The organism is Burkholderia sp. MSMB1072, assembly GCF_001524725.1.
Classification (GTDB): Bacteria; Pseudomonadota; Gammaproteobacteria; order Burkholderiales; family Burkholderiaceae; genus Burkholderia.
This window is the reverse complement of sequence record NZ_LOYC01000021.1, coordinates 16,619-29,985: the sequence shown is the minus strand read 5'-3', so window position 1 is coordinate 29,985 and position 13,367 is coordinate 16,619. Positions and strand designations below refer to the sequence as shown.

Genomic DNA, 13,367 nt, shown 5'->3' with positions numbered 1-13,367 from the left:
GGCGGGTGCGCTTTTCAGGCGCCTCGCCCGTTTGTGTTGAGGCGTGATGCAGCAGGGCTGCATCACGTCATCCCAGTAGAGGATCAAAGTGGCTCGCAAGACTCCTATCGAGCGCTACCGCAATATCGGTATTAGCGCTCACATCGACGCCGGCAAGACGACGACGACCGAGCGCATTCTGTTTTACACCGGTGTGAACCACAAGATCGGTGAAGTCCACGACGGCGCAGCCACGATGGACTGGATGGAGCAGGAACAGGAACGTGGCATCACGATCACGTCCGCTGCTACCACGGCCTTCTGGAAGGGCATGGGCGGCAACTATCCGGAACACCGCATCAACATCATCGACACCCCGGGCCACGTCGACTTCACGATCGAAGTGGAGCGTTCGATGCGCGTGCTCGACGGCGCGTGCATGGTGTACTGCGCAGTGGGCGGCGTGCAGCCGCAGTCGGAAACGGTGTGGCGCCAGGCGAACAAGTACAAGGTGCCGCGTCTCGCGTTCGTCAACAAGATGGACCGTACCGGCGCGAACTTCTTCAAGGTCTACGACCAGCTCCGTCTGCGCCTGAAGGCGAACCCGGTTCCGGTCGTGGTGCCGATCGGCTCGGAAGAAAACTTCAAGGGCGTGGTCGACCTGATCAAGATGAAGGCGATCATTTGGGACGAAGCGTCGCAAGGCACGAAGTTCGACTACGTCGACATCCCGGCCGAACTTGCAGAGACCTGCAAGGAATGGCGCGAAAAGATGGTCGAAGCGGCTGCCGAAGCCAGCGAAGACCTGATGAACAAGTACCTGGAAGAAGGCGATCTGCCGGAAGCCGACATCGTCAAGGCGCTGCGTGACCGTACGATCGCGTGCGAAATCCAGCCGATGCTGTGCGGTACCGCGTTCAAGAACAAGGGCGTGCAGCGTATGCTCGACGCCGTGATCGACTTCCTGCCGTCGCCGGTCGACATTCCGCCGGTCAAGGGCGAGCTCGAAAACGGCGAAGAAGCAGAGCGCAAGGCATCGGACGAAGAGAAGTTCTCGTCGCTCGCGTTCAAGATCATGACCGACCCGTTCGTCGGCCAGCTGATCTTCTTCCGTGTGTACTCGGGCGTCGTCAACTCGGGCGACACGCTGCTGAACTCGACCAAGGGCAAGAAGGAACGCCTCGGCCGTATTCTGCAGATGCACGCGAACCAGCGTGAAGAAATCAAGGAAGTCCGCGCAGGCGACATCGCTGCAGCGGTCGGCCTGAAGGAAGCCACCACGGGCGATACGCTGTGCGACCCGGCGAACCCGATCGTTCTCGAACGCATGGTGTTCCCGGAGCCGGTGATTTCGCAGGCGGTCGAGCCGAAGACCAAGGCCGACCAGGAAAAGATGGGCCTCGCACTGAACCGTCTGGCTCAGGAAGACCCGTCGTTCCGCGTGCAGACCGACGAAGAGTCGGGCCAGACCATCATTTCGGGCATGGGCGAGCTCCACCTCGAAATTCTGGTCGACCGGATGAAGCGTGAATTCGGCGTGGAAGCGACCGTCGGCAAGCCGCAGGTTGCATACCGCGAAACGATCCGTTCGACGGCGAAGGACGTCGACGGCAAGTTCGTCAAGCAGTCGGGTGGTCGCGGCCAGTACGGTCACGCGGTCATCACGCTCGAGCCGAACGAACAAGGCAAGGGCTACGAGTTCTTCGACGAGATCAAGGGTGGTGTGATTCCGCGTGAATACATCCCGGCGGTCGACAAGGGTATCCAGGACACGCTGAAGTCGGGCGTGCTGGCAGGCTTCCCGGTCGTCGACGTGAAGGTTCACCTGACGTTCGGTTCGTACCACGACGTTGACTCGAACGAAAACGCGTTCCGCATGGCCGGTTCGATGGCGTTCAAGGAAGCGATGCGCAAGGCGAACCCGGTCGTCCTCGAGCCGATGATGGCTGTCGAAGTCGAGACGCCGGAAGACTACATGGGCAACGTGATGGGCGACCTGTCGGGCCGTCGCGGTATCGTCCAGGGCATGGAAGACATGGTTGGCGGCGGCAAGATCGTGCGCGCCGAAGTGCCGCTGTCGGAAATGTTCGGCTACTCGACGTCGCTGCGCTCGCTGACGCAAGGTCGTGCAACGTACACGATGGAGTTCAAGCACTACGCTGAAGCTCCGCGCAACGTTGCCGAAGCGATCATCAGCGCAAAGTCGAAGTAAATCTTTAGCTACCAATCGATTATTTTTTGAAAGAAGAGAATCATGGCAAAAGAAAAGTTTGAGCGGACCAAGCCGCACGTGAACGTTGGTACGATTGGTCACGTTGACCACGGCAAGACGACGCTGACGGCAGCGATCACGACGGTTCTGACGAAGAAGTTCGGCGGCGAAGCGAAGGCGTACGACCAGATCGACGCGGCACCGGAAGAAAAGGCGCGCGGCATCACGATCAACACGGCGCACGTCGAGTACGAAACGGCTAACCGCCACTACGCACACGTCGACTGCCCGGGCCACGCTGACTATGTGAAGAACATGATCACGGGTGCGGCGCAGATGGACGGCGCGATCCTGGTTTGCTCGGCAGCAGACGGCCCGATGCCGCAAACGCGCGAGCACATCCTGCTGGCACGTCAGGTTGGCGTTCCGTACATCATCGTGTTCCTGAACAAGTGCGACATGGTGGACGACGCTGAACTGCTCGAGCTGGTCGAGATGGAAGTTCGCGAACTCCTGTCGAAGTACGACTTCCCGGGCGACGACACGCCGATCGTGAAGGGTTCGGCGAAGCTGGCGCTGGAAGGCGACACGGGCGAGCTGGGCGAAGTGGCGATCATGAACCTGGCAGACGCACTGGACACGTACATCCCGACGCCGGAGCGTGCGGTTGATGGCGCGTTCCTGATGCCGGTGGAAGACGTGTTCTCGATCTCGGGCCGCGGTACGGTGGTGACGGGTCGTGTCGAGCGCGGCATCATCAAGGTCGGCGAAGAAATCGAAATCGTCGGTATCAAGCCGACGGTGAAGACGACCTGCACGGGCGTTGAAATGTTCCGCAAGCTGCTGGACCAGGGTCAGGCAGGCGACAACGTCGGTATCCTGCTGCGCGGCACGAAGCGTGAAGACGTGGAGCGTGGCCAGGTTCTGGCGAAGCCGGGTTCGATCACGCCGCACACGCACTTCACGGCTGAAGTGTACGTGCTGAGCAAGGACGAAGGCGGCCGTCACACGCCGTTCTTCAACAACTACCGTCCGCAGTTCTACTTCCGTACGACGGACGTGACGGGCTCGATCGAGCTGCCGAAGGACAAGGAAATGGTGATGCCGGGCGACAACGTGTCGATCACGGTGAAGCTGATCGCTCCGATCGCGATGGAAGAAGGTCTGCGCTTCGCAATCCGCGAAGGCGGCCGTACGGTCGGCGCCGGCGTCGTCGCCAAGATCATCGAGTAATATCGACGATCCGCGGATCCCTGCGGGGTCCGCGATTCCACGGTAAGCAACTCGTACCGTAGAAACCGGGTGTCCAGTTCGATCTGGCACCCGGTTTTTCTTTGTGGCGTGCGAACCGCTCTATTGACAAACGCCCACCGCCGCGAATTTTCGTGTAGAATCGCGGGCTTAGCAGTGGAAGTACCGCCCGGAACCTGATGCTTCGCTCCCCGCTGGCGTCATGTTTCACGTTCTTTTAGTGTCCGGCGATGCAACATCGCCTCGCTCTTTTCAAGGAATCGTCATGCAGCAACAGAAAATCCGCATTCGCCTGAAGGCATTCGACTATCGTCTGATCGATCAATCGGCTGCCGAAATCGTCGATACCGCGAAGCGGACTGGCGCAATCGTCCGTGGCCCGGTGCCGCTGCCGACGCGCATTCAGCGTTTTGACATCCTGCGTTCGCCGCACGTCAACAAGACGTCGCGCGATCAGCTCGAAATCCGCACCCACCAGCGCCTGATGGACATCGTCGACCCGACGGACAAGACCGTTGACGCGCTGATGAAGCTCGACCTGCCGGCTGGCGTCGACGTGGAAATCAAGCTGCAGTAAGGCTTCCGGCGCCGGCCGGCGAGCCGGGTGGCGCTAAGTCTTTGTATTGCTTGCGGAAATCGAGAAGTCGGGCTATACTGCTTGGCTTTTCGCGTATTCGCGTAAAAAAGTTGGGCCTTGCGTGCCCGGCATTTTGTAAATCAGCCCCGACCAATCGCAGTCGGGAATGGAGAAAATGATGAGCCTTGGACTCGTAGGTCGCAAGGTTGGCATGACCCGTATCTTCACGGCTGAAGGGGATTCGATTCCCGTCACCGTGCTGGACGTGTCGGACAACCGCGTGACGCAGATCAAGACTGTTGAAACCGACGGCTACACGGCCGTGCAGGTTGCATTCGGCTCCCGCCGCGCATCGCGCGTGACGAAGCCGCTGGCAGGTCATCTCGCCAAAGCCGGTGTCGAAGCCGGTGAAATCCTCAAGGAATTCCGCATTGACGCGGCCAAGGCAGCCGAGCTGTCGAATGGTGCCGTGGTCGGTGCAGATCTTTTCGAAGTGGGCCAGAAGGTCGACGTGCAAGGCGTGTCGATCGGTAAGGGCTACGCCGGTACGATCAAGCGTTACAACTTCTCCTCCGGCCGTGCCACGCACGGTAACTCGCGCTCGCACAACGTGCCGGGCTCGATCGGTATGGCGCAGGATCCGGGTCGTGTTTTCCCGGGTAAGCGCATGACGGGTCACATGGGTGACGTGACGGTGACGGTGCAGAACCTCGAAATCGCCCGTATCGACGCAGAGCGCAAGCTGCTGCTCGTGAAGGGTGCGATTCCGGGCGCGAAGGGCGGCAAGGTCTTCGTGACGCCGGCCGTCAAGACCAAGGGGGCGAAATAATGGAACTCAAGCTCCTGAACGAAAATGGTCAGGAAGGTGCAGTGGTCAACGCATCGGACGTCGTGTTCGGTCGTGACTACAACGAAGCGCTGATCCACCAGGTCGTCGTCGCTTACCAGGCGAATGCTCGCCAGGGTAACCGCGCACAGAAGGACCGTGAGCAAGTCAAGCACACGACCAAGAAGCCGTGGCGCCAGAAGGGTACGGGCCGCGCTCGTGCCGGTATGTCGTCGAGCCCGCTGTGGCGTGGCGGTGGTCGTATCTTCCCGAATTCGCCGGAAGAAAACTTCTCGCACAAGGTCAACAAGAAGATGCATCGCGCAGGCCTCTGCTCGATCTTCTCGCAGCTGGCCCGCGAAGGCCGTCTGTCGGTCGTCGAGGACATCGTCCTCGAAGCGCCGAAGACCAAGCTGCTGGCCGACAAATTCAAGACCATGGGTCTCGACTCCGTGCTGATCATCACCGACACGGTTGACGAAAACCTGTACCTGGCATCGCGCAACCTGCCGCACGTGGCAATTGTCGAGCCGCGCTACGCTGACCCGCTGTCGCTGATCTACTTCAAGAAAGTGCTGGTCACGAAGGCTGCGGTCGCCCAGATCGAGGAGTTGCTGTCATGAGCGAGATTCGCAAGAACGATCATCGTTTGATGCAGGTCCTGCTCGCACCGGTGATTTCCGAAAAGGCGACGCTGGTTGCCGACAAGAACGAGCAAGTCGTGTTCGAAGTCGCACCGGATGCCACGAAGCAGGAAGTGAAGGCGGCTGTCGAGCTGCTGTTCAAGGTTGAAGTTGATTCGGTCAACGTGCTGGTTCAGAAGGGCAAGCAAAAGCGCTTCGGCCGTTCGATGGGCCGCCGCAAGGACGTGAAGAAGGCGTACGTTTGCCTGAAGCCCGGCCAGGAAATCAACTTTGAAGCGGAGGCCAAGTAATCATGGCAATCGTGAAAGTTAAACCGACTTCGCCGGGTCGCCGCGCGATGGTCAAGGTGGTCAACAAGAATCTGCACCAGGGCAAGCCGTACGCGGCACTGCTCGACTCGCAGAGCTCGACCGCCGGCCGTAACAACAACGGCCGTATCACCACGCGTCACAAGGGTGGTGGTCACAAGCAGCACTATCGTATCGTCGATTTCCGTCGCACGAAGGATGGCATCCCGGCAAAGGTCGAGCGTCTCGAGTACGACCCGAACCGCAGCGCGAACATCGCGCTGGTGCTCTACGCAGACGGCGAGCGTCGCTACATCATCGCCCCGAAGGGCCTGACCGTCGGCCAACAGCTGATGTCGGGTTCGGAAGCGCCGATCCGTGCAGGCAACACGCTGCCGATCCGCAACATTCCGGTCGGTACGACGATCCACTGCATCGAGATGCTGCCGGGCAAGGGCGCGCAAATGGCGCGTTCGGCTGGCACGTCGGCCATGCTGTTGGCGCGTGAAGGCGTCTACGCGCAGGTTCGTCTGCGTTCGGGCGAAATCCGCCGCGTGCACATCGAGTGCCGTGCAACGATCGGTGAAGTCGGCAACGAAGAGCATAGCCTGCGCCAGATCGGCAAGGCTGGCGCGAACCGCTGGCGCGGTATCCGCCCGACGGTGCGTGGCGTTGCGATGAACCCGGTCGATCACCCGCACGGTGGTGGTGAGGGCAAGACGGCTGCAGGTCGCGACCCGGTGAGCCCGTGGGGTACGCCGGCTAAGGGTTACCGCACCCGCAGCAACAAGCGCACGACGACGATGATCGTCCAGCGCCGTCACAAGCGTTAAGGAGTAGGCAATGGCACGTTCTGTTAAAAAAGGTCCGTTCTGCGACGCCCATTTGCTGAAGAAAGTTGAGGCGGCTGCAGCTTCGCGCGACAAAAAGCCGATCAAGACCTGGTCGCGTCGCTCGACGATTCTGCCGGATTTCATCGGCCTGACGATCGCTGTTCACAACGGCCGTCAACACGTTCCGGTGTACATCTCGGAAAACATGGTCGGCCACAAGCTTGGCGAGTTCGCACTGACCCGTACGTTCAAGGGTCACGCAGCCGACAAGAAGGCCAAGAAATAAGGGGCAATCAAGATGGAAGTGAAAGCAATTCATCGCGGTGCCCGCATCTCGGCGCAGAAAACGCGCCTTGTGGCTGACCAGATCCGCGGTTTGCCGGTCGACAAGGCGCTGAACGTTCTGACGTTCTCGCCGAAGAAGGCGGCTGGCATCGTGAAGAAGGTTGTGCTGTCGGCAATCGCGAATGCGGAGCACAACGAAGGCGCTGATATCGACGAGCTCAAGATCAAGAGCATCTACGTCGACAAGGCTGCATCGCTCAAGCGTTTCACCGCGCGCGCCAAGGGCCGCGGTAACCGCATCGAGAAGCAATCCTGTCACATCACTGTGACGGTCGGGAATTAAGGAGCCATACGATGGGACAGAAAATTCATCCGACTGGCTTCCGCCTGGCTGTCAGCCGCAATTGGGCTTCGCGTTGGTACGCGAACAACAACAATTTCGCGGCGATGCTGCAGGAAGACATCGGTGTTCGTGAATACCTGAAGAAGAAGCTGAAGAACGCTTCGGTCGGTCGGGTGGTCATCGAGCGTCCGGCGAAGAACGCGCGCATCACGATTTACAGCTCGCGTCCGGGCGTGGTCATCGGCAAGAAGGGCGAGGACATCGAACAGCTGAAGACGGAACTGCAACGCCGCATGGGCGTGCCGGTTCACGTCAACATCGAGGAAATCCGCAAGCCGGAAACCGATGCTCAGCTGATCGCTGACTCGATCACGCAACAGCTCGAGCGCCGGATCATGTTCCGTCGCGCGATGAAGCGTGCGATGCAGAACGCGATGCGTCTGGGTGCCCAAGGCATCAAGATCATGAGCGCAGGCCGTCTGAACGGTATCGAAATCGCTCGTACGGAGTGGTATCGCGAAGGTCGCGTGCCGCTTCACACGCTGCGTGCTGATATCGACTACGCGACTTCGGAAGCGAAGACGACTTACGGGATCATCGGCGTCAAGGTGTGGGTCTACAAGGGTGATACGCTCGGCCGCAACGATGCACCGGTGGTGGAAGAAGTAGCCGAAGACAAGCGTCCGCGTCGCAATGCGCGTCCGGGCGACCGTCGTCCGCGCCGTGACGGCGAAGGCGGCGCTCCGGGTGCTCGTCGTGGCGCACCGCGCCGTGGCGCCGGCAAGCCCGAAGACGGCAAGACTGGAGAATAACGATGCTGCAACCGAAACGCAGAAAGTATCGTAAAGAGCAGAAGGGTCGTAACACCGGCAAGGCGACGCGCGGCAACGCAGTGTCGTTCGGTGAATTCGGCCTGAAGGCGATCGGTCGCGGTCGTTTGACCGCACGTCAAATTGAAGCGGCGCGTCGTGCAATGACGCGTCACATCAAGCGTGGCGGCCGCATCTGGATCCGGATCTTCCCGGACAAGCCGATTTCGCAGAAGCCGGCCGAAGTGCGTATGGGTAACGGTAAGGGTAACCCGGAGTACTACGTCGCCGAGATTCAGCCGGGCAAGATGCTCTATGAAATGGACGGCGTAACCGAAGAACTGGCACGCGAAGCGTTCCGTCTGGCTGCAGCCAAGCTGCCGCTCAAGACGGCATTCATCGTGCGCCAGCTCGGCGCCTAAGGAGAAAACATGAAGGCTTCCGAACTTCTCCAGAAAGACCAGGCCGCGCTCAACAAGGAGCTGGCGGACCTGCTGAAGGCGCAATTCGGCCTGCGCATGCAACTCGCGACCCAGCAGCTCACGAACACGAGCCAGCTGAAGAAGGTTCGTCGCGACATCGCACGTGTGCGGACCGTCATGACTCAGAAGGCGAACCAGAAATGAACGATAGCGTGAAAACCTCGCTGAAGCGGACGCTGGTCGGTCGGGTCGTCAGCAACAAGATGGACAAGACCGTCACCGTGCTGATCGAGCACCGCGTCAAGCATCCGATCTACGGCAAGTATGTCGTGCGTTCGAAGAAGTACCACGCGCACGATGAAGCGAACACCTACAACGAAGGCGATCTCGTCGAAATCCAGGAAACGCGTCCTGTTTCGAAGACGAAGGCCTGGACGGTGTCGCGCCTCGTCGAAGCCGCTCGCGTCATCTAAGCGGGCAGCGCAGTAGGCAGTAACGGGCACTTCTCCACGAAGTGCTTGAAATCGCAAAGTTTTTGCTTGCGTGACCGGGATTATTTGTTATAATCCCGGTCTTCCCTCTTTATGGGAGCCCCGTCGCGGGCGAAGTTGGTGGGGGAAGCGGACTGGCGCCTGCCTGTCCGAAAGATTCACCGAATTGCGATGGCGGGTTTCGTTTGCCGTCGCTGCTGTTCCAACCCAAGCAGCCGATTGGCTGACGGGACCAAGACTGACCGAATGCATCATGGTGGTGCATCCGGATTAAGTTGGGAAAGACAAACCATGATCCAGACCGAATCTCGGCTCGAAGTAGCCGACAACACGGGTGCACGTGAAGTCCTGTGCATCAAGGTGCTCGGCGGCTCGAAGCGTCGTTATGCCGGCATTGGCGACATCATCAAGGTGAGCGTCAAAGAGGCAACGCCGCGCGGGCGCGTGAAGAAAGGCGAAATTTACAACGCCGTGGTGGTCCGCACCGCCAAGGGCGTGCGCCGTCAAGACGGCTCGCTGATCAAGTTCGACGGCAACGCCGCTGTGCTTTTGAATAACAAGCTCGAGCCGATCGGCACCCGTATCTTCGGGCCGGTGACGCGTGAGCTGCGTAGCGAACGATTCATGAAGATCGTTTCGCTGGCGCCGGAAGTGCTGTAAGGAGTCGCGATGAACAAGATTCGCAAAGGTGACGAAGTCATCGTCGTCACTGGCAAGGACAAGGGCAAGCGCGGCGTCGTGCTGGCTGTCGGTGCTGAACATGTGACGGTTGAAGGTATCAACCTCGTCAAGAAGCATGTGAAGCCGAACCCGATGAAGGGTACGACGGGCGGCGTGGAAGCGAAGACGATGCCCCTGCATATTTCGAACGTCGCACTGGTCGACGCGAATGGCAAGGCGTCGCGTGTTGGCATCAAGGTCGAGGAAGGCAAGAAGGTTCGCTTCCTGAAGACGACCGGTGCCGTACTGAGCGCCTGACGCAGCGGAGTAAAAAATGGCTCGTTTTCAAGAGTTTTACAAAGAAAAGGTTGTGCCCGGCCTGATCGAGAAGTTCGGTTACAAGTCGGTCATGGAAGTGCCGCGCATCACCAAGATCACGCTGAACATGGGTCTTGGCGAAGCGATCGCTGACAAGAAGATCATCGAGAACGCCGTTGGCGACCTCACGAAGATCGCCGGCCAGAAGCCGGTCGTCACGAAGGCCCGCAAGGCAATCGCAGGCTTCAAGATCCGCCAGGGCTACCCCATCGGCGCGATGGTGACGCTGCGTGGCCGCGCGATGTACGAATTCCTCGACCGTTTCGTGACGGTTGCCCTGCCCCGCGTGCGTGACTTCCGCGGCGTGTCGGGTCGTGCTTTCGATGGCCGTGGCAACTACAACATCGGTGTGAAAGAGCAGATCATTTTCCCCGAAATCGATTACGACAAGATCGACGCACTGCGTGGGCTGAACATCAGCATCACGACGACTGCGAAGACCGACGACGAAGCAAAGGCTCTGCTCGCCAGCTTCAAGTTCCCGTTCAGAAACTGAGGTTACCGTGGCTAAACTGGCACTGATCGAACGTGAAAAGAAGCGCGCCCGCCTGGTCGCGAAGTTCGCAGCAAAGCGCGAAGCGCTGAAGGCGATCGTCGAAGACCAAAGCAAGTCGGAAGAAGAGCGCTACGAAGCACGCCTGGAGCTGCAGCAACTGCCCCGCAACGCAAACCCGACCCGCCAGCGTAACCGCTGCGCGATCACGGGCCGTCCGCGTGGCACGTTCCGTAAATTCGGCCTCGCGCGTAACAAGATTCGTGAAATCGCATTCCGTGGCGAGATTCCTGGCCTGACCAAGGCGAGCTGGTAATAGGAGAAACGTAAATGAGCATGAGTGATCCTATCGCCGATATGCTGACTCGCATCCGCAACGCGCAGATGGTCGAGAAGGTATCGGTCGCGATGCCCTCGTCGAAGGTCAAGGTTGCAATCGCGCAAGTCCTGAAGGACGAAGGTTATATCGACGATTTCGCCGTGAAGGCGGAAGGTGCGAAGTCCGAACTGAATATCGCGCTGAAGTACTACGCAGGTCGCCCGGTCATCGAACGCCTCGAGCGCGTGTCGAAGCCTGGTCTGCGCGTGTATCGCGGCCGTAACGACATTCCGCAGGTCATGAATGGCCTCGGTGTGGCAATCGTGTCGACGCCGAAGGGCGTGATGACCGACCGCAAGGCGCGCGCTACCGGCGTCGGCGGCGAAGTCATCTGCTACGTCGCTTAAAGCCGAGGAGAGAGAAACATGTCTCGAGTAGGTAAAAGCCCGATCGCGCTGCAAGGCGCGGAAGTCAAGCTGGCCGACGGTGCAATCACCGTCAAGGGCCCGCTGGGCACCATCACGCAAGCGATCAATCCGCTCGTGAACGTGGCGAACAACGACGGCACGCTGAATCTGTCGCCGGTCGACGAAAGCCGCGAAGCAAATGCACTGTCGGGCACGATGCGCGCGATCATCGCGAATGCCGTGCACGGCGTGACCAAGGGTTTCGAGCGCAAGCTGACGCTGGTTGGCGTCGGTTACCGTGCGCAAGCGCAAGGCGACAAGCTGAACCTGTCGCTGGGTTTCTCGCACCCGGTGGTGCACCAGATGCCGGAAGGCGTCAAGGCTGAAACCCCGACGCAAACCGAAATCGTGATCAAGGGGATCAACAAGCAACAAGTCGGTCAAGTGGCTGCGGAAGTCCGCGGTTACCGTCCGCCGGAGCCCTACAAGGGCAAGGGCGTGCGTTATGCCGACGAGGTTGTGATCCTCAAAGAAACGAAGAAGAAGTAAGGGTGCGCAATCATGGATAAGACTCAATCTCGCCTGCGCCGCGCTCGCCAGACGCGTATCAAGATCGCTGAGCTGCAGGTCGCGCGTCTCGCCGTGCATCGCACGAACACGCACATCTACGCTCAAGTGTTCTCGCCGTGCGGCACCAAGGTGCTCGCCAGCGCGTCGACGCTCGAAGCAGAAGTGCGCGCAGAACTGGCCGACAAGTCGGGCAAGGGCGGCAACGTCAATGCTGCGACGCTGATCGGCAAGCGTATTGCCGAGAAGGCAAAGGCTGCCGGCATCGAATCCGTCGCCTTCGACCGCTCGGGCTTCCGCTACCACGGCCGCGTCAAGGCGCTGGCTGAGGCAGCTCGCGAAGCTGGGCTCAAGTTCTAAGGAAGGAATTCGTCATGGCAAAGATGCAAGCGAAAGTTCAGGCTGACGAGCGCGACGACGGCCTTCGCGAAAAGATGATTTCGGTCAATCGCGTGACCAAGGTCGTGAAGGGTGGCCGTATTCTCGGCTTCGCCGCACTGACCGTGGTTGGCGACGGCGATGGCCGCATCGGTATGGGCAAGGGCAAGGCGAAGGAAGTGCCGGTCGCTGTCCAGAAGGCAATGGAACAAGCTCGCCGCAACATGTTCAAGGTGCCGCTCAAGAACGGCACGCTGCAGCACGAAGTGCACGGCAAGCATGGCGCATCCGCTGTCCTCCTCGCTCCGGCGAAGGCAGGTACGGGCGTGATCGCCGGCGGCCCGATGCGCGCAGTGTTCGACGTGATGGGCGTTCAGAACGTCGTGGCGAAGAGCCACGGTTCGACGAACCCGTACAACCTCGTTCGCGCCACGCTGGACGGTCTGCGCAAGCAGTCGACCCCGGCAGACATCGCGGCGAAGCGCGGCAAGTCCGTCGAAGATATTTTGGGCTAAGCCCGGGTGGTCACCATGTCTGAAAAAACTGTCAAGGTTCAGCTCGTCAAGAGCCTGATCGGGACCCGCGAATCGCACCGCGCAACCGTGCGTGGCCTGGGCCTGCGCCGACTCAACTCGGTTAGCGAGCTGCAGGACACGCCGGCGGTCCGCGGCATGATCAACAAGGTCTCGTACCTCGTTAAGGTCATCGCGTAAGCGGCCCTACGGATCAAGGAGTTGATATGGAATTGAATAACCTGAAGCCGGCCGCTGGCGCCAAGCACGCCAAGCGTCGCGTCGGTCGTGGCATCGGTTCGGGCCTCGGCAAGACGGCTGGCCGTGGTCACAAGGGTCAGAAATCGCGTTCGGGCGGCTTCCACAAAGTCGGTTTCGAAGGCGGTCAGATGCCGCTGCAACGTCGTCTGCCGAAGCGCGGCTTCACGTCGCTGACGAAGGAATTCGTCGGTGAAGTGCGCCTGGGCGACCTCGAGAAGCTGCCGGTCGACGAGATCGATCTGCTCGCACTGAAGCAAGCCGGCCTGGTCGGCGAGCTGACGAAGAGCGCAAAGATCATCGCGACGGGCGAACTGAAGCGCAAGATCGTCGTGAAGGGTCTCGGTGCCACCAAGGGTGCGCGCGCTGCGATCGAAGCGGCTGGCGGTTCGTTCGCCGAGTGACACGCGTAGCGCGTCGTCACTTGCATTCATCG

General features: G+C 60.2%; 23 protein-coding genes. All 23 read left to right on the top strand.

What is annotated here, in order from left to right:
• Positions 1 to 88 precede the first annotated feature (88 nt).
• The 23 genes from fusA (at position 89) to rplO (ending at position 13,335) form a co-directional block, all read left to right on the top strand.
• Entirely contained in the window at positions 89 to 2,191 is a 2,103-nt protein-coding gene (gene fusA, locus WS89_RS11060; protein WP_034209731.1) for an elongation factor G, read from the top strand.
• Between the two features lie 42 nt (positions 2,192 to 2,233).
• The gene (gene tuf, locus WS89_RS11055; protein WP_034209732.1) at positions 2,234 to 3,424 is read left to right on the top strand and encodes an elongation factor Tu; all 1,191 of its coding nucleotides are present in this window, start codon (positions 2,234 to 2,236) and stop codon (positions 3,422 to 3,424) included.
• A gap of 283 nt (positions 3,425 to 3,707) precedes the next feature.
• Positions 3,708 to 4,019, top strand: coding sequence for a 30S ribosomal protein S10 (gene rpsJ, locus WS89_RS11050; protein ID WP_004199280.1), 312 nt, complete (start codon positions 3,708 to 3,710; stop codon positions 4,017 to 4,019).
• 178 nt (positions 4,020 to 4,197) lie between these two features.
• The gene (gene rplC, locus WS89_RS11045) at positions 4,198 to 4,848 is read left to right on the top strand and encodes a 50S ribosomal protein L3 (RefSeq protein ID WP_006482922.1); all 651 of its coding nucleotides are present in this window, start codon (positions 4,198 to 4,200) and stop codon (positions 4,846 to 4,848) included.
• On the top strand, positions 4,848 to 5,468 hold the full coding sequence (rplD, locus tag WS89_RS11040; RefSeq protein ID WP_040143046.1) for a 50S ribosomal protein L4: 621 nt from the start codon (positions 4,848 to 4,850) through the stop codon (positions 5,466 to 5,468). Before rplC ends, rplD begins: the two co-directional genes overlap by 1 nt.
• On the top strand, positions 5,465 to 5,779 hold the full coding sequence (gene rplW / locus WS89_RS11035; protein ID WP_004199275.1) for a 50S ribosomal protein L23: 315 nt from the start codon (positions 5,465 to 5,467) through the stop codon (positions 5,777 to 5,779). Before rplD ends, rplW begins: the two co-directional genes overlap by 4 nt.
• A 2-nt stretch (positions 5,780 to 5,781) precedes the next feature.
• Positions 5,782 to 6,609, top strand: a complete 828-nt coding sequence (rplB, locus tag WS89_RS11030; protein WP_034209733.1) for a 50S ribosomal protein L2 — start codon at positions 5,782 to 5,784, stop codon at positions 6,607 to 6,609.
• 10 nt (positions 6,610 to 6,619) lie between these two features.
• The gene (gene rpsS, locus WS89_RS11025) at positions 6,620 to 6,895 is read left to right on the top strand and encodes a 30S ribosomal protein S19 (RefSeq protein ID WP_004199273.1); all 276 of its coding nucleotides are present in this window, start codon (positions 6,620 to 6,622) and stop codon (positions 6,893 to 6,895) included.
• A gap of 12 nt (positions 6,896 to 6,907) precedes the next feature.
• Positions 6,908 to 7,237 (top strand): 50S ribosomal protein L22, encoded by a 330-nt coding sequence (gene rplV / locus WS89_RS11020; protein WP_004199272.1) that lies wholly within the window; start codon positions 6,908 to 6,910, stop codon positions 7,235 to 7,237.
• Between the two features lie 11 nt (positions 7,238 to 7,248).
• Positions 7,249 to 8,049 carry a 30S ribosomal protein S3 gene (gene rpsC / locus WS89_RS11015; protein WP_006482899.1) on the top strand — a complete coding sequence of 267 codons (801 nt, stop codon included), beginning with the start codon at positions 7,249 to 7,251 and terminating at the stop codon, positions 8,047 to 8,049.
• A 2-nt stretch (positions 8,050 to 8,051) separates the two neighbouring features.
• Positions 8,052 to 8,468, top strand: coding sequence for a 50S ribosomal protein L16 (gene rplP / locus WS89_RS11010; protein WP_006482873.1), 417 nt, complete (start codon positions 8,052 to 8,054; stop codon positions 8,466 to 8,468).
• 9 nt (positions 8,469 to 8,477) lie between these two features.
• Positions 8,478 to 8,672, top strand: coding sequence for a 50S ribosomal protein L29 (rpmC, locus tag WS89_RS11005; protein WP_006400652.1), 195 nt, complete (start codon positions 8,478 to 8,480; stop codon positions 8,670 to 8,672).
• Entirely contained in the window at positions 8,669 to 8,941 is a 273-nt protein-coding gene (gene rpsQ / locus WS89_RS11000; RefSeq protein WP_006477189.1) for a 30S ribosomal protein S17, read from the top strand. The genes rpmC and rpsQ overlap by 4 nt, the downstream gene beginning before the upstream one ends.
• A 309-nt stretch (positions 8,942 to 9,250) precedes the next feature.
• Positions 9,251 to 9,619, top strand: a complete 369-nt coding sequence (gene rplN / locus WS89_RS10995) for a 50S ribosomal protein L14 (RefSeq protein ID WP_006482918.1) — start codon at positions 9,251 to 9,253, stop codon at positions 9,617 to 9,619.
• A 9-nt stretch (positions 9,620 to 9,628) separates the two neighbouring features.
• A complete protein-coding gene (gene rplX, locus WS89_RS10990; protein ID WP_006477187.1) occupies positions 9,629 to 9,937 on the top strand; it encodes a 50S ribosomal protein L24 in 309 nt (102 codons plus the stop codon).
• Between the two features lie 16 nt (positions 9,938 to 9,953).
• A complete protein-coding gene (gene rplE, locus WS89_RS10985; RefSeq protein ID WP_006482882.1) occupies positions 9,954 to 10,493 on the top strand; it encodes a 50S ribosomal protein L5 in 540 nt (179 codons plus the stop codon).
• Between the two features lie 7 nt (positions 10,494 to 10,500).
• Positions 10,501 to 10,806: a 30S ribosomal protein S14 gene (gene rpsN / locus WS89_RS10980; RefSeq protein ID WP_006482884.1), complete on the top strand. Its 306-nt coding sequence runs from the start codon at positions 10,501 to 10,503 to the stop codon at positions 10,804 to 10,806.
• Positions 10,807 to 10,820: 14 nt separating this feature from the next.
• On the top strand, positions 10,821 to 11,216 hold the full coding sequence (gene rpsH / locus WS89_RS10975; protein ID WP_006477185.1) for a 30S ribosomal protein S8: 396 nt from the start codon (positions 10,821 to 10,823) through the stop codon (positions 11,214 to 11,216).
• Positions 11,217 to 11,234: 18 nt separating this feature from the next.
• Positions 11,235 to 11,765: a 50S ribosomal protein L6 gene (rplF, locus tag WS89_RS10970; RefSeq protein ID WP_006477184.1), complete on the top strand. Its 531-nt coding sequence runs from the start codon at positions 11,235 to 11,237 to the stop codon at positions 11,763 to 11,765.
• 12 nt (positions 11,766 to 11,777) lie between these two features.
• On the top strand, positions 11,778 to 12,143 hold the full coding sequence (gene rplR / locus WS89_RS10965) for a 50S ribosomal protein L18 (protein WP_006477183.1): 366 nt from the start codon (positions 11,778 to 11,780) through the stop codon (positions 12,141 to 12,143).
• 14 nt (positions 12,144 to 12,157) lie between these two features.
• Complete coding sequence (gene rpsE / locus WS89_RS10960) at positions 12,158 to 12,676, top strand: 30S ribosomal protein S5 (protein WP_006752931.1); 519 nt, start codon at positions 12,158 to 12,160, stop codon at positions 12,674 to 12,676.
• 15 nt (positions 12,677 to 12,691) lie between these two features.
• Complete coding sequence (gene rpmD, locus WS89_RS10955; protein ID WP_006400644.1) at positions 12,692 to 12,874, top strand: 50S ribosomal protein L30; 183 nt, start codon at positions 12,692 to 12,694, stop codon at positions 12,872 to 12,874.
• A gap of 26 nt (positions 12,875 to 12,900) precedes the next feature.
• Positions 12,901 to 13,335, top strand: a complete 435-nt coding sequence (gene rplO / locus WS89_RS10950) for a 50S ribosomal protein L15 (protein WP_006482880.1) — start codon at positions 12,901 to 12,903, stop codon at positions 13,333 to 13,335.
• Positions 13,336 to 13,367: the final 32 nt, after the last annotated feature.